The organism is Curtobacterium sp. MMLR14_006 (assembly GCF_001864985.1).
In the GTDB taxonomy this organism is placed as follows: domain Bacteria; phylum Actinomycetota; class Actinomycetes; order Actinomycetales; family Microbacteriaceae; genus Curtobacterium.
This window is the reverse complement of sequence record NZ_MJGU01000023.1, coordinates 581,154-600,797: the sequence shown is the minus strand read 5'-3', so window position 1 is coordinate 600,797 and position 19,644 is coordinate 581,154. Positions and strand designations below refer to the sequence as shown.

Genomic DNA, 19,644 nt, shown 5'->3' with positions numbered 1-19,644 from the left:
GCAGGCCGGCGCGTTCCCCGGCGCTCCGGCCCCGACCGGCGCGCAGCCGTGGTCGACGGGCGGTCCGGTCGACCCGGCCGCCTCGGCGTGGGGCGCGACGCCCGGCGTCGCCCAGCCCGCGCAGCCCTTCATCGGCGGCGACGGCCCGGCACCGAAGCCGATGTCGGCGCGGTCGCGGAAGATCCTGGTCCGCTCGCTCGTCGCCGGCGGCGTCGTGGTCGTCGTCGTCATCGCCGGTGCCGTCACGGCGGGCGTCCTGCGCTCGAACGTCTGGGGCCCCGGCGCGACGGTCAAGTCGTACGTGCAGGCGATCGAGCGCGGCGACGCCGACGCCGCCGGCCGCCTGAGCGACCAGCCCGACGACGCCACCATGCTCGACTCGACGGTGCTCAAGAGCGCGAAGGACCGCCCGACGGACGTCCGCGTGGGCCGCGTCGCCACCAGCGGGGACAACGCGATCGCCACGATCAGCTACACCCAGGGCGGCAAGAACCGCTCCGGCCAGATCGGTCTGCGCCGCACCGGCACGTCGTTCGTGGTGAAGGACGAGTGGCGCATCGTGCAGCCCCTCGCCCAGATCGTCACCCTGACCGCGTCCGAGGCCCTCGAGGGCGCCCCGGTCACGATCGGCGGCAAGGAGGTCGGGAAGATCGCCGACGGCCGCTTCCAGTCGCTCGCCTACCCCGGCACCTACGGCGTCGAGGTCGGTGGGACGGAGTACTTCACCGGCGGGACGAAGTCCGTGACGGTCGGGCCGCGCGCCACCGACTACATCGACTTCCAGCCGACGCCGACGAAGGCGCTGCACGACGACGTCGACCAGTACGTGTCGGACCTCATCGAGGAGTGCGCGGCGAAGACCGACATCAGCGCGCTGAGCGACTGCCCCTGGTACGGGCCGTACGACGCGGACGGGGCGGTGCGGTACGACGTCACGACCATGCCGGAGATCGAGCTCGAGGCGTCCGGCACCGGCAACGTCATCGTGCAGAGCACGAAGGACGGCGTCGTCGAGTACGACTACACGTCGTACACCGGGGACCGGGAGCACGGCGAGGACGAGTTCGCGATCAACGAGTACCTGAAGGTCGAGGACGGCAAGCTCGTCTCCGCCTACTGACGCGCACCGCACACCGCGACGGCCGGCCTGGGATCCCCGGGCCGGCCGTCTCAGTAGGCTGACCGGCATGGTCAGGACACGGGCGTGGCGGAACGGTGCCGTCACGGAACAGGACTTCCCCGTCGACCGGATCTCCGACCTGGTGAGCGATCCGGACACCTTCGTCTGGGTCGACTACACCGACCCGCAGGGCGCCGACCTCGAGCACGTCGAGCAGGAGCTCGGGCTGCACGCCCTCGCCGTCGAGGACGCCCTCGAGCACGGGCAGCGCCCGAAGCTCGACCGCTACCGCGACAGCCTGTTCCTGGTGGTCTACGACGTCGGCTGGACGCGGGACGGCGAGCTCGCGACCCACGAGGTGAAGGCCTTTGTCACCGAACGGGCCCTCGTCACGATCCACGGCGCCGACGTCGACACCTCGTCGATGGAGCACCGGCTCGAGATCAACGACGACGTCGCCACCCACGGGGTGCCGTGGCTCGTCTGGGCGCTGCTCGACGCCGTCGTCGACCACGCCACCGACGTGGTGGAGTCGATCGAGCAGGCGATCGACGACCTCGAGGACGACCTGTTCGAGCGCAGCAACCCGCGCGAGCAGCAGATCCAGCGGCGCTCGTTCCGCCTGCGGAAGGCGCTCGGCGTGATCCGTCGGCTCGTGGTGCCGACGCGCGACGGCGTCTCGTCGCTGCTGCACGGCGACGCCGAGGCCGTCGGCACCGGCATCCGGCCGTACTTCCGCGACGTCGAGGACCACCTCGTCTCGATCTCCGACTCGGTCGAGCAACTGCGCGACGCGGTGTCGAGCGTCCTCGACACGAACCTCAACCTGGCGTCGAACCGGCAGAACACGGTGATGAAGAAGGTGACGAGCTGGGCGGCGATCATCGCGATCCCGACCGCGATCACCGGCTTCTTCGGGCAGAACGTGACCTTCCCCGGCGAGGGGCAGTGGAGCGGCTTCTTCGCGTCGGTCTCCCTCATCATCGCGACGTCGCTGCTGCTCTACCGCGCGTTCCGTTCCCGCGACTGGCTCTGACGCCGGGCGGCGGGGTCGCGCGTCGGCCCCGGGGTCGCGGCCGGGCGCCGGGGTCGCGGCCCGAGCGTCGGTCCCGGCGTCGAGTGAGCAGAAGATGTCGGGTCGGCAGGTCCCACTCGACATCTTCTGCTCACCAAGGGCGTGACGATGGGCAGCGGGACTCGCCGGCGGGCAGCGGGTCGCGTCGTCGGGCATCGGGCGCGACCGGGGGCGTCGGCGACGGTGCCCGGCACCGAGTGAGCAGAAGATGTCGGGTCGGCAAGTCCCACTCGACATCTTCTGCTCACTCGAAGGTCGCCGCGACGGAGCGCAACGGGGCTCGCCGGGGTGTCGCCGTCGGACCCGGCATCGAGTGAGCAGAAAGTGTCGGGTCGGCAGGGCCCACTCGACATCTTCTGCTCACGATCGGTCGGCGCGGCGGTGGGGAGCGGGGCGGGACCGAGAGCGTTGCCGGGCGCCCCAGCATCGAGTGAGCAGAAAGTGTCGGGTCGGCAGGACCCGCTCGACATCTTCTGCTCACCATCGGTCGGCGCGGCGGTGCCGCGGAGGGGCAGCGGGCTCGCCGGGACGCTCCGGGGCTAGAGCGCGAGGGCGAGCACGCCGGCGACGACCGTGAGCGGTGCCGCGATGCAGCCGAGGAGCATGTAGCGCCCCCACGACAGGTGCACGCCCTCGCTCGAGAGCCGCGCGTGCCAGAGCAGGGTCGCGAGCGACGCCCAGGGGGTCACGAGGCAGCCCGCGTTCACGCCGATGAGCAGGGCCGCGTACCGCAGTGCCTCGTGGCCGGCGGCCGGCTCGAGCACCAGGTAGGCGGGCAGGTTGTCGATGGCGTTCGCGGCCACCGCGCCGGCGCCACCGAGCAGCAGGAGCGGCCCGGTCCCCGTCCCGGAACCGAGCGCGCGGACGACCGGGTCGGTGACGCCCGTCGCGTGCAGGGTCTCGACCACGACGAACAGGCCGGCCGCGAACAGCAGCGTCGACCACGGCACCCGCGAGGGGCGGAGCTGCTCCGGCGCCCGGAACACCGACACGACGACGAGCACGACCGCGGCGGCGATCGCGGCGATCCAGACCGTGACGCCCACGGTCAGCGCCACGACGAGCGCGACGAGCACGGCCGAGGCGGCCCAGAACGACACCGGGTCCGACGGCTGCCGCACCGAAACACGCATGTACCGCCCGAACAGTCCGCGGCGGAACACGACGAGCAGGACCGCGCACGGCACGACGACGCCGGCGACGGCCGCCCACACCATCAGGCCGGCGAAGGGCAGCGGCCCGCCGAGCCCCATCCGGTCGACCGCGAGCAGGTTCGTGAGGTTCGACACCGGCAGCAGCAGCGACGCGGTGTTCGCCAGCCACACGGTGGTCAGCGCGAACGGCATCGGCGGCAGGCCGACGCGTCGGGCGAGCGAGATGACGATCGGCGTCAGCAGGACGGCGGTGGTGTCGATGGACAGGAAGACGGTGCAGAGCACGGCGAGCACGACGACCGCGCCCCACAGGCCGATCGTGCGGCCGCCGCCGACCCGCGCGGCGACGTCGGCCAGCCGGTCGAACACCCCGGCGTCCGCCGCGAGCTCGGACACGATCGTCAGCCCGAGGACGAAGCCGAGGACGGGCAGCACCCGCTCGGCCAGGGCGCCGAGGTCGTCCAGGGGCAGCAGACCGAGCGCGACGCACACCGCGCCGACCAGGAGCAGGGCTCCACCGATGACGGCCTGACGCACGGGCACTCCTTCGCGAGCACACCGGCCCGGGCGACCAGCGGCGCTCCAATGTACTGACCGGTAGCGTTGTCAGGACGACGACAGGAGGCCTCTGTGCGCAAGTTCATGTTCAACGGTGCCGTGTGGAGTTCGCTCATCAGCGGCTACAGCGTGCTGCAGACCACCCGACAGGGACCGCGCGACTGGCGCCTGGCCCTGACCTGGGTGGCCTGGCTCGCGACGACGATCGTGGCGATCGGCACGGTCGTCGAGGACGACCGCGCCGTCAAGGCGCGGCAGCCGTAGGTCGCCCACCGCGACCACAGGACGGACGGGAGGCCCGGTGCCAGTTGGCACCGGGCCTCCCGTCCGTCATCGGTCCCGTCCACAGCACCTGCCTGCGCAGGTGGGGTCAGCGCTCCGAACGCGGGATGTCCGACGTCTGGAGCGGGCCCGTGAAGAGCGCCGCGCGGTCCTCCTGCCCGGGCGCGAACAGCGCCGAGTCGGCGGCGGACGACGTGCCGCGGCGACGCGGCGCGGTCTCGTCGACCATGAGCACGCGCTGCACCGGCAGGGCGTCCGGATGGGTGCGCTGGATCCACTCGACGAGCTCCTCGCGGATGTAGCACCGCAGGTCGAACAGCGACGGGGCGTCGTGCGAGGTCGCGAGCACCCGGATGCGCACCCAGCCCTGCACCGCCTCGGTGACCTGGAGCACCTTGACCCGACGGTCCCACAACTCGGTGCGGTCGAGGATCCGGTCGAGCTCGTCCCGCATCTCCCCCGGCCGGACCCGCCAGTCGAGGTCGAACTCGACGGCACCGAGCAGTTCGCTGTTCGTGCGCGTCCAGTTCTCGAACGGCGTGCTCGTGAAGTACGTCGACGGCAGCACGAAACGCCGGTCGTCCCACAGGTGCACGACGACGTAGGTCAGGGTGATCTCCTCGATGCGCCCCCACTGCTGCTCGACCACGACGACGTCGTCGACGCGGATCGACCCGGAGAACGCGAGCTGCATGCCCGCGAAGACGTTGCCGAGGGTCGACTGCGCTGCCAGACCCGCGACGACGGAGATGAGCCCGGCGCTCGCGAGCACGCTCGCCCCCGCTGCCTCGACCCCGTCGAAGGTGAGCAGGATCGCACCGACGGCGATGATGACGAGGACGGCGACGGTGAGCCGTCGGATGATGAGGACCTGCGTTCGGATGCGTCGGGCCTGGCGGTTGTCCGGCACGTCGATGCGGAAGCGGTGCAGGCCGAGGTCCTCCAGGAAGATCGCGGTCTGACAGGCCAACCAGCAGCCGACCGCGATCGTCACGATGAGGAAGCCGTGCACGACCTCGTCCCGCCACGGGTACGCGTCCGGGTCACGCGGGACGCTCGCGGTGAACGCGACCCAGAGCAGGACCACGAGCAGGACGGTGCGGAACGGGTGCTTCGTCCGCCGCGAGAGCACGCCGGCCCACCGTTCCCGGCGCGCGATCGTCCGGAGCACCAGGTGCAGGACGAGGGCGGCGACCGCGGTGACGAGGAGGGCGAACCCGGTCGCGACGAGGAGTCGGAGGAGGATGTCCATCCCTCCATGCAAGCAACGGACGTCGTGCGGCGCCCAGGATCCCGGCGGGCCGATGCTGTGCGGACGTTCAACTGGGTCGGGGTGCCCCACGACGTCGGACCGCCTGTAGCGTGTCGCGAATGACAGCGCAGAACGACACGGGATCCCCCGCGCCCGCGAACGACTTCTCGCACGAGCAGGAGGGCTACCAGCACGGTCTGAAGCCCCGGCAACTGCAGATGATCGCGATCGGCGGCGCCATCGGGACCGGACTCTTCCTGGGCGCCGGTGGCCGCCTGCACACCGCGGGGCCCGCCCTGGCCGTCGTGTACCTGATCGCGGGTGTGTTCGCCTTCTTCATCCTCCGGGCGCTCGGCGAGCTCGTGCTGCACCGCCCGTCCTCCGGGTCGTTCATCTCGTACGCCCGTGAGTTCTACGGCGAGAAATTCGCCTACGCGGCCGGCTGGATGTACTTCCTCAACTGGGCGATGACGTCGATCGTCGACACGACCGCGGTCGCGCTCTACCTGCACTACTGGGCCGGACCGCGTGCGATCCCGCAGTGGGCGCTCGCCCTCGCGGCGCTGCTGATCGTGCTCGCCGCGAACCTGGTGGCCGTCAAGGTGTTCGGCGAGCTCGAGTTCTGGTTCGCGATCATCAAGGTCGCCGCGCTCGTGGCCTTCCTCGTGGTCGCCCTCATCTGGCTGTTCTTCGCCTTCCCGGTCGAGACCGGCGGCGAGACCGTCCGCACCGGCTTCACCATCTGGTCGGACAACGGCGGCCTGTTCCCGACCGGCTTGCTGCCCACCGTGCTCGTCGTGCAGGGCGTCGTGTTCGCGTACGCCGCGATCGAGCTCGTCGGCACGGCCTCGGGCGAGACCCAGGACACCGAGAAGGTCATCCCCCGCGCCATCAACTCCGTCGTGCTGCGCATCGCCGTCTTCTACGTCGGCTCGGTGGTGCTCCTGTCGCTCCTGCTGCCGTACACGTCCTACAAGGAGGGCGTCAGCCCCTTCGTGACGTTCTTCTCGTCGATCGGCAACCAGCAGGTGGGCGAGGTCATCGGGTCGGTCATGAACTTCGTCGTGCTGACGGCCGCGCTGTCGTCGCTGAACGCCGGGCTCTACTCGACCGGTCGCGCCCTGCACTCGATGGGCATGAACGGCTCGGCACCGAAGTGGACGACGAAGATGACGAAGGGCGGCGTGCCGTTCGCCGGCATCCTGCTCACCTCGGCGTTCACGCTCATCGGGGTGATCCTCAACCTGTTCGTCCCCGCTCAGGCGTTCGAGATCGCGCTGAACATCGCGAGCCTCGGCATCGTCACCGCCTGGGGCACGATCATCCTGTGCCAGATGAAGCTGCGCTCGTGGGCGAAGCAGGGCCTGGCGAAGGAGCCGTCCTTCAAGCTGCCCGGTGCCCCCGTGACGTCCTGGCTGACCCTGGCGTTCCTGGCGACCGTCATCGTGCTCATGGCGATCGACTACCCGCGAGGCACCTTCACGGTCGCGTCGCTCGTCGTCGTCATCCCGCTGCTCATCCTCGGGTGGTACCTGCAGCGCGACCGCATCATGCAGATCGCCTCGCTGCGGTCGGGGGTGACCGGTCCGTACCCGGTCACCGGCCGCGACCCCGCCAAGCAGGTGCGTCGCGGCGACGGCGGCGGCACCGAGTAGCGCAGCACACCTGTCCCCGGAACGCGACCACGCGATCCGGACGCGCCGGCGGTCCGGCACCCGTCGGTACGATCGGCGGGTGCCGGACTCTCCTGTCTCCCCCTCGCTCGACCTGCAGCTCGTCTGGCGGGGGACCTTCGGACGCGTCCGGGTGTTCCCCGACCGCATCGACGCCGAGACCGACTACGAGCGCGACACGCGCACCCGCATCCCGATGGACGCGGTTCGGGGCTGGCGCATCGAGCCGTGCGACTTCGACGCCGTCTGCGTGGAGTTCGTGACCGAGCAGGAGACCTTCCGGGTGCTCCTCGACACCGCCGACGAGAAGGTCGCCGGTCTCGCGCTGCGCCGCGCACTCGGCACGCCGCTGCCGCCGGCCTCCTGACCGGCGTCGGATGCGGTCGGCGGCACGGCGGTCGGCGACCCGGCGTCCGACTCGGTCGGCTGCCCGACGACCGCGGCCGCCGTCAGTCGTCGGTGTCGGTGTCGACCCGGTCGGTCACCACGTCGCCCGAGCCCGCGTCGATCCGCACGCTGTGCGTCGTGCCGGACGCGTCGACGACGTCGCCTTCCCACACGACCGCGCCGCGGTGGTCGTCGAGACCGATCTCGGTGACCGAGCCGTCGTGCAGGTCCGTCAACGCGCGGACGGCCCGCTCGACGTCGAGGTCGGCCGCCGCGAGGAAGCGCTCGTGCTCGGCGCGGTCGTCGGCATCGGCGGCCTCCTGCTGGGGCGTACCGACCACCGCGGTGCCGTCGGCGTCCGTGCGCACCTCGTGCTCGGTGCCGTCCTTCGTGACGACGACGACCTCGTGGCCCGAGCCGTCCTGCTCCCGCTCGACCGCGAGGACCGTGCCCGATCCGACGTCCTTGCGAGCGGTGGCGGCGGCAGCGAGCAGCGCCTCGGTCGACCCGGCGGACGCGGCCGTCGTGCCGCCCGTCGCCGGACCGGTGGCCGGACCCGAGGTCGCGCCGGCTCCGGCGACCCGGTCGGTGCGGTCGGCGTCGTCGTCGTCCGTCGAGCAGCCGGCGAGGGCGAGGACCGCCGCCACCGGCAGGGCGGCGACCGCGGCGAGGCGGCGGGTGGTGGACGTCTGGTGCTGGGTGCGGAAGATCATGGCAACGAGCATGTCGGCGCGGTGCTGAAGCAGGCCTGAAGCTGCCTGTTCAGCCGCCGAGTGCGATGCGCACGACGAACCGTGCGCCGCCGAGGGGCGCGTCCGTCACCGTCGCGTCGCCGCCGTGAGCGCGGACGGCGTCGCGCACGATGGCCAGCCCGAGGCCGGCTCCCCCGACGTCACGGCTCCGGGCATCGTCGAGGCGCACGAAGCGCTCGAACACCCGCTCGCGCTCCTGCACGGGCACCCCGGGACCGTCGTCGTCCACCACGAGCACGGCCGAACCGCCGTCGGCGGTGAGCGCGACGGCGACGCGTGAGGACGCGTGCCGCACGGCGTTGTCGACCAGGTTGCGGACGACCGCGGTGAGGACGCGCTCGTCACCGAGCACACGAGCGGCCGAGACACCGGAGCCGTCGACGCGGACCTCGGTCGTCACGTTCGCTCGCGCGCGGGACACGGCGTCGAACGCGAGGTCGTCGAGGTCCACCGGGCGCCGCGTGCCGGTACCGCCCTCGTCGAGGCGGGAGAGCTCGAGGAGCGCCGTCACGAGGTCCTGCAGCCGCACCGCCTCCGACCGCACGACTGCGGAGAGGTCGCGGACGTCGGACCGGTCGGGGTGCGCGACCGCGACCTCCGCGTGCTGGCGGATCGACGCGATCGGCGACCGCAGCTCGTGCGAGGCGTCGGCGACGAAGCGCCGCTGCGACGCCGCCGACCGGTCCAGCCGGTCGAGCATGGCGTTCATCGTGCTCGCCAGCCGGGCGACCTCGTCGCCGGTGTCCGGCACGTCGACGCGCGTTTCCGGGTGGGCGGCACGGATGGCCTCGACTTCGCGCCGCATCCGCTCGACGGGGCGGAGCGACCGTCCGGTCACCGACCACGTCACCGCCACGAGCAGGAGCACGAGCACCGGCACCCCGACGGCCAGCAGCACGGCCGCCGTCCGGATCGCCGCGTCGGTCTGTTCGAGCGGCACGCCGTACACCAGCGTCGCCGACCCGGCACCGGGTAGGTCGACATCGTCCGCGACCACCAGCCACCGGTCGCCATCGCCGGACCACGTCGACTCATCGACGGTCGGCAGCGGGGCAGGCTCGGTGTCCTCGCCGTGCGCCAGGACGGCGCCGTCCTCCCCCACGACCTGGACGAGCACGTCCTCGGCGTCCCGCACCGCCCCGGCACCCTCCGACTCCACCCGCGACGACACCTGTTCGAGCCCGGTCTCCGCTGCGGCCCGGACGCCGTCGAGCAGGACCAGCCGGAGCACGACGACGAACCCCACCGCACCGACGACCAGCGCGGCGAGCACGACGAGTCCGGCGCCGAGCGTCGTGCGCGCCCGGACGGACCGGAACCGACGTCGTCGGCGCACCGACCGTTCCCCGCGGTCAGCCACCGTCGGCCGCCAACCGGTACCCGGCTCCGCGCACGGTCTCCAGCGCGGCGCGTCCGAAGGGACGGTCGATCTTGCGGCGCAGGTGCCCGACGTACACCTCGACGATGTTCGGGTCGCCGTCGAAGTCGACGTCCCACACGTTCTCGATGACGTCGCGCTTCGAGCACACCTGCCCGGCCCGTCGCGCCAGGTGTTCGAGCACCGCGAACTCGCGGCTCGTCAGGTCGACGGGCGTCCCCGCACGTGTCACGGTCCGCGCTGCCGGGTCGACGGCGAGGTCGCCGAGCTCCAAGATCGTCGGACGCTCGCGGGCGCCGCGACGGACCAGTGCGCGGAGCCGGGCGACGAGCACGGGGTGGGAGAACGGCTTCGTGACGTAGTCGTCCGCGCCGGCGTCGAGCGCCTCGACCTGGTCCCACTCGCCGTCCTTCGCCGTGAGCATGAGCACGGGCGTCCAGTCCTGCTCGGCGCGGAGCTCGGCGCAGACCGCCCACCCGCTCAGCCCGGGCATCATGAGGTCGAGGACGATCGCGTCGTAGCGGAACTCCCGGGCGTGCCACAGGCCGTCGACGCCGTCGTGGGCGACGTCGACCGCCCACCCCTCGGCCTCGAGGCCGCGACGGACCCCGTCGGCGAGCCGGACCTCGTCGTCGACCACCAGCACGCGCATGGCGACGATCCTGCCGTGCGCCGCTGAAGCAGGGCTGAAGCGACCGGTCGGCTCAGACGAACAGCAGGATGCCCGCGAGGATCGACGCCACGGCGATCGCCAGCGCGACGAGCAGCAGGACGAGGTGCACCGTGTAGAAGGTCGTCGGCTTGCCCGCGGCGTCGCGGGCCCGGGTGTCGTTCGCCACACGCTGGAAGAAGCGGGGCCACGTGATGACGTTGAAGACGGCACCGACGAACAGGATGACTGCGGCGAAGACGAGCACCGTCCGAGTCTAGACAACGGGTCGGTGGTGCTCGGCCGCCCCCAACGCGGCCGAGTCCCACCCCCGTCGGACTCAAGTGTGTAGCACTTGCTACAGACTGTACACGTCCGTGCCGCTGAGGTCGAGGCGCCGCGGCCTCGGAGCGTCGCACACGTCGGATCGACGCGGCGTCAGACCACCGTGCCGCGCTGGGACTCCTCCTCGAGTACCTCGGCGATGCGCCGGAGCGCCTCGGGCGAGAGCTCCCCGGGGAACGTGCGCGCGGCGAACCCGCTCACCCGCGCCGAACGCAGGGACCGGACGAGGGCGAGCTGGGCACCGATGCGCTCCGGGACGTCGCTGTCCTCGAGCAGGAACCGCTCGTCGACCTCGAAGAAGCCAGCGAGCAGGCGGAGCAGCTCCGTGTCGCGGTTGCGTCGACCGTCGCCCGAGATCATGTACGTCCACTTCGCCCGCGACAGCGAACCGCCGTGCGACGCGACGTACTCCTCGATCGAGGCGAACGGCACCGGGGCGCCCCGCTGCGACTCCTCGAAGTCGAGCAGCAGGTTCAGCCGTCGTGCCAGTTCGGAGGCGTCGAGGGCGCCGCCCTTCGGATCCCGTGGCTCCATGTCGGACTCCTCCCCAGCCGCGTGCGTGCAGGACATCGTAGCGCGGCACCCCGGCGCCGCGCCGATACGCTCGGTGAGTGAGCCGATCCTTCCCTGCGACCATCGCCGGCCCGGTGGAGCACGAGATCGTCATCTCGAAGTCGCGGTTCATCACCACCGTCGCACCGGCCCCGGACGTCGCGGAGGCCGAGGCGGTCATCGCGGACGTGAAGCGCCGGTACTGGGACGCCCGACACAACTGCACCGCGATGGTCACCGGCGTGCTCGGCGACCAGGCGCGGTCGTCCGATGACGGCGAGCCGTCGGGCACCGCCGGCGTGCCGATGCTCGAGGTCCTCCGCCGCCGCCACCTCACCGACGTCGTCGCCGTCGTCACCCGGTACTTCGGCGGCGTCAAGCTCGGCGCCGGTGGACTGGTCCGCGCGTACTCGTCGGCCGTCTCGGAGACGCTCGACGCCGCCGTGACCGTGCGCCGCGAAGCGCTGACCGCCGTGCGCTTCGACGTGGACCACGCGGACGCCGGCCGGCTGGACAACGTGCTGCGCGACTGGGTCCGTCACCACCACGCGACACTCGGGCCGACGACGTACGGCCGTGCAGCGACCTTCGAGGTCTGGGTCCCGGCGGACGACGTCGCAGTGCTGACCGCCGACCTGGCCTCGGCGTCGGGCGGCGCCGTCGAGACCGTCGTCGGCGAGGAGCGGATCGTCGACATCCTGTCGAGCTGATTCCGGCGGACCACACCGTCCGGGCGTGTCCCACGAGAATCCTGCAGTCTGCGGCCAGCGCCGTCGACGACGTCGATGCACTTCACGCTCGGGGGCTGCAGGATTCCGCCGACGACGTCGAGCGTGAGTCGTCGCGCCTGCCCGTGGTGCTGGATCTCAGCGGTGATCGTCTCCAGTTCGTCCGTCACGGCGCCCTCCTCATCCGTCACGCGGCGGAGCCCACCACGTCGGGTCGACGAACCTCGATCGCCGATGCGCTCTGACCGCCTGTGCGCGACGCAAGCCGAGAGCGATCGCCGTCGCCGAGACCCCGAGGAGCGCCACGGGCAGCGCGATGCGACCGGCAGTGACGTTGCGTGCATCGCGCTGAGCGCGCGCTTCCTCCCGAGCAGCCGACTTCAGGGTCGATGCACGCAGCGTGCCGACTGCACCGTCTGCGATCACTCGGGGCTGTTGATCGATCACGACGAGGAACTCGCGCTGCGGTGCGTGGTCGACGGAAGGCGGGAAGCCCCACGTGGACGGTCCGGTCGCTCGCATGGTGCGCGCCGGAAGCCCTGCCCGGGCCGGCAGGCGGAGGAGGTAGATCGGTGTCTCCTCCGGCAGCCCAGACGTCGCGGTCGTGTCGACGAGGGCTCCGACGACCACGACGGAGCGGTTCGCCGCATCCCGCTCCCGCGCGGCGTGCTCTCGACTCGTCCCAGCGATGGCGTCCAAGCTGAACACCGTGATCGGCGCGACCAGCAGGAGCACTCCGACCACGATCCACAGCGGCCACACCGGAGGCGACAGTCGTCGTCCGACCGGCGGTGGGAGCGTCATTGCAGCCCGCAGCGTGCTCGGTCGCAGCGGATGACGAACCCACTGGAGCCCTCGTCCCGGTTGTCGGACATCGCGCTGGAGACCACCATCGGCACGTCATCGGTTGTCAGTCCGATCGCCAGCGCGCTGCTGCTCTCCCAGATGGGCCCCGGCGGTCCGAACCGGGCGATCGTGGCCTCTTGGTGGTCGTCACACCGTGCATCACCACACGAGACCAACCCGACGGCACCTCGTTCGTCGTCGCGGGTCGCGATCAGCGGTCGACCTGATCGGTCGATGACGAACGCCGGCGGGGCGTCCGATGACGACGCCGTCGCGATCTCCCTGTGCGTCGCCGACGAGCACGAGACGTCCGAACAGAACGTCAGCCGTTGCGCATCGACCCCGTGCGTCCGCCCGAGCACGACCGGGTTGCCGTCTCCGCCGATCGCGACACGAGCGTCGGGGGCTGCCTCGTACGACCGCGCGGATGCCGCGGGCGGGAACGCCCCAGGGAGGTCGCGCACGACCGGCTCCGCGCCGTCCGGGTGCATCGACACCACTCGCAGGGACGGCAGCTCCGGCCACGACGACACCGTCTCGGAGACCAGCGACACCACGGCCGTACCGTCCGGTGTGACGGCGAGGTCCAACCCTTGATCACCGGTGTACGACGGGACCCACGGAAGCGCCACGTGCCGGACCGCGTGCCGCGCGCACGACGGCTCCTGGCAGAAGACAACGAACAGGTGTGCGCGGGCGTCCGGTTCGCCGCTCCGGGCGATGCCTGTGATGACCGGTCGATGACCATGTGCGGCGATGGCTGAATCGGTCACGTGGTAGTTGCTCTGATCGCGGTCGACGACCTGCACGGTGGCGAGCGAGGTCCGTCGCCCTGCAGGTCGATCGACGTCGGCCTCCTCCTCTTCTCCGGACGGTCCGGCGCGTCGCCCGCGCGGCCATGCGTTGTCCTGCGGCTTCTGAGGAGGCTCGAGCTGATCCGGGTGCGAGTGGACGACGTCGAGCTCGAACCGCTCCGTGGTGTACCGCTCGCCGCGAGGATGCCACTGCACGGTGAGGAGACCGCCGTCACCGGCCGGACCGATGGCGGAGTTGACCTCGCTGGGACGCACGCCGGAGCCGACGCCGCATCGTGCTCGCTGACACGAGCGGTAGAGACTCGACTGTGTCCGCGGTGAGCTGACGACGATCGTCCGATCTCCGACGTCAGCCACATCCCCGCCTCCGAGGTCCCCGTGTCCACGGTCGCGACGCTGTACTGCACCAAGCCGAACGGGTTGCTCGTCACCAGCACCGCGAACACCAGGGCAGGCACGAGCAGGACGCCGACCCCGGTGAGACCGTCACGCAGGGGCCGCCGAGCACCCCCGGAGTCCGCCATCACCGGAGCCCGGAGCCGACCACCCTCGCCGCGTACTGCTGCCCCGCGTGCAGCGACCGCGACGACGAACACCACCAGCACGGTCACCGCGACGCAGCACCACGCCATCGTCAGGCTGGCACGCGCCGCCGATGCCGGGAGGAGCCGCACGAGCAACCAGACGCCGATGCCGAGCACCAGCGCCACGGAGGCCGCTCCGACCAGCGCCCGGCGTGGTGACGACGTCGCTTCCAGCCCGCCACGGACCACGACGTGTCCCGACGACCAGCCCCGACGCACCGCCTCACCGCGGGGGACGCCCGCGACGACGAGCACCCAGCCGAGCAGGAGCGGCGCAGCGACCACCGCGACGACGACCAGCAGCACCAGCACGGCCGCGACGACGACCCGCTCGCCGTCCTGCCACGAGCGCACCACCACCGTCCCGACCGCGACCGCCACGGCCGCAGCCAGCGCGGCCTCGACGACGAGCCGTCGCTGTCCGAACGTCCACCGCCATGCCGATCGTGGACCGAGCGACTCCTCGTCCGCTCCGGCGATCATGACCGCCGTCGACGCGGTGACGCCGAACCCGAAACCCACCACGGCGAGCACCACGCCCGCGACGACGACGAGCACCGACACCGCCGGCGACTCGACGACCGCGAACGCACCGTTCGCCAGGACGACACGGCCGTCGCGCACCCCGACGAGCAGTGCCACCCAGGCGAGGAGCGCTCCGACCACAGCGGGCACCGCGAATGCCACCACGGCACCGCCGCCGCCCCAGGCGATCGACGGCACCACTGGTGGGCCGTACTGCTTCCGCTTCGCAGACTCGTTCGGCGTGAAAACGCCTCCGACGTTCTGTGCACTCTCGACCATGAACGTGTTCCCCTCCAGACCAGCGGTCATCCTCGCAGGACGGACGTGTCATGTCCAGGGTTCTACATTTCAATGGCACGGGCCGCACGTGCAAGCCTCGAAGCATCACTTCGCTCCACGTCGCAGCCCCCGCGACTACCCGGTCCGACGGATGCCGGTGAGCGCGCACCGTCCTCACGTCGCCGTCTTCGAGCGAGGCAGTCACCACCGCGGCTCCACGGGCCAGGCGGCGACATTCGTGACGCGGGTCCGACATCGGCGTCGCGCGACGACGACGAGCCGGTCGTCGACGAGGGACAGCCCGCAAGGAGCTCTTGGACCGAATCGACCGAATCGCGCGGCCCGGGCGTGTCCCGCCCTGACGACCGCCACACCCCCGGAACGCACGAACGCCCCGACTCGATGAGCCGGGGCGTTCGTCCTGCGGTGCACCCCCTCGGACTTGAACCGAGAACCCACTGATTAAGAGTCAGTTGCTCTGCCAATTGAGCTAGAGGTGCATGTTCCGGCTTCCGTGCCGCAACGGGAATCAACAATAGCATGGGTTTCGCGCGCTCACGACCACTCGTGGGCACACGATCCGAACAGGAGCACCATGACCGACCGTCTCGCCGCCGGCGACACCGCCCCAGACTTCACGCTGCCCGACCAGGACGGCGTCGAGCACTCCCTCGCCGACCTGCGCGGACGCAAGGTCATCGTGTACTTCTACCCGGCGGCGTCGACCCCGGGCTGCACCACCGAGGCCTGCGACTTCCGCGACAACATGTCGTCGCTGCAGGCGGCCGGCTACGAGGTGCTCGGCGTCTCGAAGGACGAGCAGGCGAAGCTCAAGGACTTCCAGCACGAGCAGGCCCTGACCTTCCCCCTGCTGAGCGACCCCGACCTCGCCGTGCACAGGGCGTACGCCGCCTGGGGCGAGAAGAACAACTACGGCAAGATCGTCACCGGCACGATCCGCTCGACGATCGTCGTCGACGAGCAGGGCGCCGTGCAACTGCCGCTCTACAACGTCAAGGCCACCGGGCACGTGGCGAGCCTGCGGAAGAAGCTCGGCCTGGCCTGAGGGCCGGCCACGCACTGGAGGCCCGGTGCCGGTTCCGAGAACCGGCACCGGGCCTCCAGTGCGCTGTCTGCAGACCGCCCTCGCAGGCTCGGCCGGCGCTGGCGCCGCGCGCCGCTGGCGCGTCGCCCCGTGCGGGGCGCGCGCTACTCCGCCGGGTGCGCGAGTGCGGCCGTCACCGACCGCGACAGCACGAGCGTGATGCCGAGCAGGGCCGGCAGGAGCAGGAGCCACCCGATCGCCGGCACGCGGAAGACGCCCTGGAACGCACCGATCGCGATCGCGCCCTGCAGGACCTGCCAGACGATGATCCCGGACCGGACCCAGGCGCGACGCTGCCACAGGCCGTTCAGCAGGGCGCCGAGCCACAGCGCGGCGACGGCGGCCAGGATCGTCAACGCGATCCCCGACGCCAGGCTCGTCGCCGGTGCCACGACGAGTTCGACGACGAGCACGACCGTCACGACGACGAGCGCGAGGAACTCGAGACCGACCACGACGAGCAGGCCGATCAGGGCCGGGGACCGTCGCTCGGGGCGGTCGACCTCGGTCGGGGTGTCGTCGTGCACAGTGATCCTCCAGCATCGGAACCCTTGATTTGGCCCTATCAGTATGGAACGATATTGGAGGTCGTTTGGACGGCACGATGTGGTGTGCGTCTCCCGTGGTTCGTCGCTCCTCCCCCGAGCGTCACGCGGGCGTCAGACTCGCTTCCTGCGGACTCCTCCCCACAGTTGTCCCCGTCATGCCGCATGCATGTCAGCGTTCCGATCCCCCGAACCACGGCCCCGGCCTGCCGTTCGAGCATCGACATCAAGGAGCACCACACATGGACTGGCGTGACAAGGCAGCCTGCCTCACCGCGGACCCCGAGCTCTTCTTCCCCGTCGGGAACACCGGGCCCGCCGTCGACCAGATCGAGAAGGCCAAGTCGGTCTGTGCTCGTTGCACGGTCACCGAGATGTGCCTGCAGTACGCGCTCGAGAACAACCAGGACTCCGGTGTCTGGGGCGGCCTGAGCGAGGACGAGCGTCGTGCGCTGAAGCGTCGCGCCGCTCGCGCCCGCCGCGCGTCCTGACGCCGCACCACCCGCGCGGCTGACGCCCGCCGTCCCCTCCGGGGGCGGCGGGCGTCGTCGTGTGCGGGGGTCGTGGTCGGGCTGGCCGGCAGCCCGCAGGCGCTGTGCGCGGAGCGCGCTGGAAGGTACGCGGTACGCGGTACGCGATGCGCGATGCGCGGTAGCGGCGCACGACCACAGTGGGTTAGACCCGCGCGATGGCGGGGCGCGAGTGCACTGTGGTTGTCTGGCGTGCGGTGTGCGGCGGCGCGGCGCACAGCGCGCCCCGGTGCCGTCGTCGCGCCCCGAGGAGTCGGGGCGCGACGCCCGTGCAGGGGCGCGGACCGTCGGGCGTCCGGTGTCGGGCGTCCGCCGTCAGGGCGGGGTCAGGCCGCGGCGGTGAGCCAGCGGAACGGGATGGTGATGGTCACCTCGGTGCCGCTGCCGGTGAGGGTGTGCCAGTCGATCGTGCCGCCGAGCTCGCCCTGGATGAGCGTGCGGACGATCTGCGTGCCGAGGCCGGAGCCGACCTTGCCCTCGGGCAGGCCGACGCCGTTGTCGCGGACCTCGATCTCGAGGTGGTCGTCGAACCGGCGGGCGACGATCTCGACCTCGCCGTCGCGGCCGTCGAGCCCGTGCTCGACCGCGTTCGTCACGAGCTCGGTGAGCCCGAGGGCGAGCGGGGTAGCCGCCTCGGACGGCAGGACGCCGAACTCGCCGGTCTTCTTCGGGTGCACGGTGGTGTTGTGCGAGGCCGCGACCTCGGTCACGAGCTTGAGCACCGAGTCGAACACGTCGTCGAAGTCGACCGTCTGGCTCAGTCCGCTCGACAGGGTGTCGTGCACGACGGCGATCGCGGCGACCCGACGCATCGCGTTCTGCAGGGACGTGCGGGCCTCGTCGGAGTGGGTCCGCCGAGCCTGGATGCGGAGCAGGGACGCCACCGTCTGCAGGTTGTTCTTCACGCGGTGGTGGATCTCGCGGATCGTCGCGTCCTTCGTGATGAGCTCGCGCTCCTGGTGCCGGAGCTCCGACACGTCGCGGCAGAGGACGATCGCGCCGATGCGCTCGCCGTGGTCGCGCAGCGGTATCGAGCGGAGGGACACGGTGACGCCCTTCGACTCGACGTCGGCACGCCACGGCGCACGACCGGTCACCACGAGGGGCAGCGACTCGTCGACGTCGAGCTGGGCGCCGATGAGCTCGGTGGTCACCTCGGCGAGGGACTTGCGCTCGAGCTCGCCCTCGAAGCCCATCCGGTTGAACGCGCTGAGACCGTTCGGGCTCGCGAAGGTCACCATGCCGGCGGTGTCGAGGCGGAGCAGGCCGTCGCTGGCGCGCGGCGCCCCACGACGGGGTCCGGCGGGCGCGCCGAGGTCAGGGAAGTCGCCCGTGGCGATCATCCCGAACAGGTCGTTCGCGCTCGCCGTGAAGTTGAGCTCCTGGCGGCTCGGGGTCCGCATCTCGTCCTGGTTGGAGTGCCGCGTGACGACGGCGATGGGTCGCTCGGTCGTCTCGGCGCTCTTCGCGCTGAGGCGGCGCAGCACCGGGATGGCACGGACGCGGGTCGGGGTGTCCTCGTACCAGTCGGGTTCGGCGGAGTCGACGACCCGCGAACCGGCGAAGCTCTCGGTGACCTGGCTGCGCCACTCCTCGCGGATCTCCTGCCCCACGATGTCGCGGTAGAACAGCGTCGCCGCGGAGCTCGGGCGGGCGTGCGCGACCGCGACGAACGAGCCGTCCTCGGCGGTCGGGACCCAGAGGACCATGTCCGCGAAGGACAGGTCGGCGAGCAGCTGCCAGTCCCCCACCAGCAGGTGGAGCCACTCCACGTCGGCTTCGGAGGAACGGCCTTGTGCGAGGACGAGGTCACTGAGGGTCGACACCACGTCAGTCTAGGTGCGCCGGTCTGTGGAGAACTCCCGGCTGTCCACAAGGTGGAGCGTGCTGGTATTTCGCATGTCGCTCCGACCGTACGCTCGCCACACGATCGGAAGGGGCACAGGTGGCAGAGCAGGCACGACGCATCGACGACACGACGGCGAGGGACCCGGCCTCGCCCGTCCCTGCGCTGGTGGCGGTCCCGCCGCTCCCCGTCGAGGAACGTCGCCCCGGACCGCCGGACCCCGAGTCGGCGGCACGCGCGCTCGGCCTCTGCGTGGCCGAGGTGCTCACCGGCTCCCGCGAGGTCGACAGCATCGCCCGCTGGATCACCGACGACGTGCACCGGCACCTGCAGCACCGCGCCGCGGTGGCCGCGCACGCCCGGTCGATCGGCCGGCGGTCCCGAGCCCGGCCCGCGCTCCGCGTCGGCAGCGTCGTCCTCTGCCGTCCGGCCCCCGGGGTCGTCGAGGCGTCGGTCGTGGTCCACACGCGCAGCCACGCCCGCGCGGTGGCGATCCGGCTCGAGGACTGGCACGGCCGGTGGCGCGCGACCGCGATCGGGGTGTTGTAGCGAGCGGGTCCCTCGAGCCCGGGCCCGAACGGTCCGCAGGCGCTCCGGCTCCGGGGAACAGCAACGGCCGGTCCGCCGAGGCGGGACCGACCGTTGCAGTTCGCCGAACGCTCGT

The 19,644-nt window shown here is 71.5% G+C and carries 21 protein-coding genes and 1 tRNA gene; 9 read left to right on the top strand and 13 right to left on the bottom strand.

Going from position 1 to position 19,644, the window contains the following annotated elements; genetic code table 11:
- Both BIU94_RS14630 and BIU94_RS14625 read left to right on the top strand, forming a co-directional pair.
- On the top strand, nucleotides 1–1,120 hold a 1,120-nt coding region (locus tag BIU94_RS14630), incomplete at its 5' end, for a hypothetical protein (protein WP_175472240.1).
- Nucleotides 1,121–1,187: 67 nt separating this feature from the next.
- Nucleotides 1,188–2,156 carry a magnesium transporter CorA family protein gene (locus tag BIU94_RS14625; protein ID WP_071261819.1) on the top strand — a complete coding sequence of 323 codons (969 nt, stop codon included), beginning with the start codon at nucleotides 1,188–1,190 and terminating at the stop codon, nucleotides 2,154–2,156.
- A gap of 578 nt (nucleotides 2,157–2,734) precedes the next feature.
- Here BIU94_RS14625 and BIU94_RS14620 read toward each other — a convergent pair.
- Nucleotides 2,735–3,886, bottom strand: coding sequence for an SLC13 family permease (locus BIU94_RS14620; protein ID WP_071262223.1), 1,152 nt, complete (start codon nucleotides 3,884–3,886; stop codon nucleotides 2,735–2,737).
- A gap of 93 nt (nucleotides 3,887–3,979) precedes the next feature.
- On the opposite strand from BIU94_RS14620, the gene BIU94_RS14615 reads away from it, so the two are divergent.
- Nucleotides 3,980–4,171, top strand: coding sequence for a hypothetical protein (locus BIU94_RS14615; protein WP_071261817.1), 192 nt, complete (start codon nucleotides 3,980–3,982; stop codon nucleotides 4,169–4,171).
- Nucleotides 4,172–4,277: 106 nt separating this feature from the next.
- Here the strand turns inward: BIU94_RS14615 and BIU94_RS14610 are convergent, their stop codons facing one another.
- Entirely contained in the window at nucleotides 4,278–5,441 is a 1,164-nt protein-coding gene (locus BIU94_RS14610; protein ID WP_071261815.1) for a mechanosensitive ion channel family protein, read from the bottom strand.
- Nucleotides 5,442–5,560: 119 nt separating this feature from the next.
- On the opposite strand from BIU94_RS14610, the gene BIU94_RS14605 reads away from it, so the two are divergent.
- The gene (locus tag BIU94_RS14605) at nucleotides 5,561–7,096 is read left to right on the top strand and encodes an amino acid permease (protein ID WP_139196041.1); all 1,536 of its coding nucleotides are present in this window, start codon (nucleotides 5,561–5,563) and stop codon (nucleotides 7,094–7,096) included.
- Nucleotides 7,097–7,175: 79 nt separating this feature from the next.
- The gene (locus BIU94_RS14600) at nucleotides 7,176–7,481 is read left to right on the top strand and encodes a hypothetical protein (protein ID WP_071261803.1); all 306 of its coding nucleotides are present in this window, start codon (nucleotides 7,176–7,178) and stop codon (nucleotides 7,479–7,481) included.
- 82 nt (nucleotides 7,482–7,563) lie between these two features.
- On the opposite strand, the gene BIU94_RS14595 is transcribed toward BIU94_RS14600, so the two are convergent.
- From BIU94_RS14595 to BIU94_RS14575, 5 genes are all read right to left on the bottom strand, one after another.
- A complete protein-coding gene (locus BIU94_RS14595) occupies nucleotides 7,564–8,214 on the bottom strand; it encodes a PepSY domain-containing protein (RefSeq protein WP_071261801.1) in 651 nt (216 codons plus the stop codon).
- Nucleotides 8,215–8,263: 49 nt separating this feature from the next.
- The gene (locus BIU94_RS14590) at nucleotides 8,264–9,589 is read right to left on the bottom strand and encodes a cell wall metabolism sensor histidine kinase WalK (RefSeq protein WP_071262221.1); all 1,326 of its coding nucleotides are present in this window, start codon (nucleotides 9,587–9,589) and stop codon (nucleotides 8,264–8,266) included.
- A gap of 16 nt (nucleotides 9,590–9,605) precedes the next feature.
- Nucleotides 9,606–10,283, bottom strand: a complete 678-nt coding sequence (locus BIU94_RS14585) for a response regulator transcription factor (RefSeq protein WP_071261794.1) — start codon at nucleotides 10,281–10,283, stop codon at nucleotides 9,606–9,608.
- A 52-nt stretch (nucleotides 10,284–10,335) separates the two neighbouring features.
- The gene (locus BIU94_RS14580) at nucleotides 10,336–10,548 is read right to left on the bottom strand and encodes an SCO4848 family membrane protein (RefSeq protein WP_071261792.1); all 213 of its coding nucleotides are present in this window, start codon (nucleotides 10,546–10,548) and stop codon (nucleotides 10,336–10,338) included.
- Between the two features lie 170 nt (nucleotides 10,549–10,718).
- Nucleotides 10,719–11,159 carry a hypothetical protein gene (locus tag BIU94_RS14575; protein ID WP_071261790.1) on the bottom strand — a complete coding sequence of 147 codons (441 nt, stop codon included), beginning with the start codon at nucleotides 11,157–11,159 and terminating at the stop codon, nucleotides 10,719–10,721.
- A gap of 77 nt (nucleotides 11,160–11,236) precedes the next feature.
- On the opposite strand from BIU94_RS14575, the gene BIU94_RS14570 reads away from it, so the two are divergent.
- Complete coding sequence (locus tag BIU94_RS14570) at nucleotides 11,237–11,887, top strand: YigZ family protein (protein ID WP_071261774.1); 651 nt, start codon at nucleotides 11,237–11,239, stop codon at nucleotides 11,885–11,887.
- A gap of 198 nt (nucleotides 11,888–12,085) precedes the next feature.
- On the opposite strand, the gene BIU94_RS14565 is transcribed toward BIU94_RS14570, so the two are convergent.
- The 4 genes from BIU94_RS14565 to BIU94_RS14550 form a co-directional block, all read right to left on the bottom strand.
- Entirely contained in the window at nucleotides 12,086–12,709 is a 624-nt protein-coding gene (locus tag BIU94_RS14565; RefSeq protein WP_139197784.1) for a hypothetical protein, read from the bottom strand.
- The gene (locus BIU94_RS14560) at nucleotides 12,706–13,560 is read right to left on the bottom strand and encodes a hypothetical protein (protein ID WP_071261770.1); all 855 of its coding nucleotides are present in this window, start codon (nucleotides 13,558–13,560) and stop codon (nucleotides 12,706–12,708) included. The genes BIU94_RS14565 and BIU94_RS14560 overlap by 4 nt, the downstream gene beginning before the upstream one ends.
- Entirely contained in the window at nucleotides 13,521–14,954 is a 1,434-nt protein-coding gene (locus BIU94_RS14555; protein ID WP_139196408.1) for a hypothetical protein, read from the bottom strand. Before BIU94_RS14555 ends, BIU94_RS14560 begins: the two co-directional genes overlap by 40 nt.
- 427 nt (nucleotides 14,955–15,381) lie before the next feature.
- Nucleotides 15,382–15,454 (bottom strand) — tRNA-Lys (locus BIU94_RS14550).
- Nucleotides 15,455–15,549: 95 nt separating this feature from the next.
- Here BIU94_RS14550 and bcp point away from each other — a divergent pair.
- Complete coding sequence (gene bcp, locus BIU94_RS14545) at nucleotides 15,550–16,020, top strand: thioredoxin-dependent thiol peroxidase (RefSeq protein WP_071261762.1); 471 nt, start codon at nucleotides 15,550–15,552, stop codon at nucleotides 16,018–16,020.
- A gap of 143 nt (nucleotides 16,021–16,163) precedes the next feature.
- Here the strand turns inward: bcp and BIU94_RS14540 are convergent, their stop codons facing one another.
- Nucleotides 16,164–16,586, bottom strand: coding sequence for a hypothetical protein (locus BIU94_RS14540; protein WP_071261761.1), 423 nt, complete (start codon nucleotides 16,584–16,586; stop codon nucleotides 16,164–16,166).
- 260 nt (nucleotides 16,587–16,846) lie between these two features.
- Between BIU94_RS14540 and BIU94_RS14535 the strand changes: the two genes are divergently transcribed.
- A complete protein-coding gene (locus BIU94_RS14535; RefSeq protein ID WP_017888820.1) occupies nucleotides 16,847–17,095 on the top strand; it encodes a WhiB family transcriptional regulator in 249 nt (82 codons plus the stop codon).
- Between the two features lie 365 nt (nucleotides 17,096–17,460).
- On the opposite strand, the gene BIU94_RS14530 is transcribed toward BIU94_RS14535, so the two are convergent.
- Nucleotides 17,461–18,960, bottom strand: a complete 1,500-nt coding sequence (locus BIU94_RS14530) for a sensor histidine kinase (protein ID WP_071261758.1) — start codon at nucleotides 18,958–18,960, stop codon at nucleotides 17,461–17,463.
- Nucleotides 18,961–19,079: 119 nt separating this feature from the next.
- Between BIU94_RS14530 and BIU94_RS14525 the strand changes: the two genes are divergently transcribed.
- Nucleotides 19,080–19,529 (top strand): Rv3235 family protein, encoded by a 450-nt coding sequence (locus BIU94_RS14525; RefSeq protein ID WP_083404863.1) that lies wholly within the window; start codon nucleotides 19,080–19,082, stop codon nucleotides 19,527–19,529.
- The last annotated feature ends 115 nt before the right edge of the window (nucleotides 19,530–19,644 follow it).

Excerpts from the sequence above, each read along its gene's own strand:
- BIU94_RS14535 (WP_017888820.1), top strand. The coding sequence starts at position 16,847 with ATGGACTGGCGTGACAAGGCAGCCTGCCTCACCGCGGACCCCGAGCTC.
- BIU94_RS14575 (WP_071261790.1), bottom strand. The coding sequence starts at position 11,159 with ATGGAGCCACGGGATCCGAAGGGCGGCGCCCTCGACGCCTCCGAACTG.
- BIU94_RS14595 (WP_071261801.1), bottom strand. The coding sequence starts at position 8,214 with ATGATCTTCCGCACCCAGCACCAGACGTCCACCACCCGCCGCCTCGCC.
- BIU94_RS14625 (WP_071261819.1), top strand. The coding sequence starts at position 1,188 with ATGGTCAGGACACGGGCGTGGCGGAACGGTGCCGTCACGGAACAGGAC.
- BIU94_RS14605 (WP_139196041.1), top strand. The coding sequence starts at position 5,561 with ATGACAGCGCAGAACGACACGGGATCCCCCGCGCCCGCGAACGACTTC.
- BIU94_RS14610 (WP_071261815.1), bottom strand. The coding sequence starts at position 5,441 with ATGGACATCCTCCTCCGACTCCTCGTCGCGACCGGGTTCGCCCTCCTC.
- bcp (WP_071261762.1), top strand. The coding sequence starts at position 15,550 with ATGACCGACCGTCTCGCCGCCGGCGACACCGCCCCAGACTTCACGCTG.
- BIU94_RS14555 (WP_139196408.1), bottom strand. The coding sequence starts at position 14,954 with ATGGTCGAGAGTGCACAGAACGTCGGAGGCGTTTTCACGCCGAACGAG.
- BIU94_RS14585 (WP_071261794.1), bottom strand. The coding sequence starts at position 10,283 with ATGCGCGTGCTGGTGGTCGACGACGAGGTCCGGCTCGCCGACGGGGTC.
- BIU94_RS14565 (WP_139197784.1), bottom strand. The coding sequence starts at position 12,709 with ATGACGCTCCCACCGCCGGTCGGACGACGACTGTCGCCTCCGGTGTGG.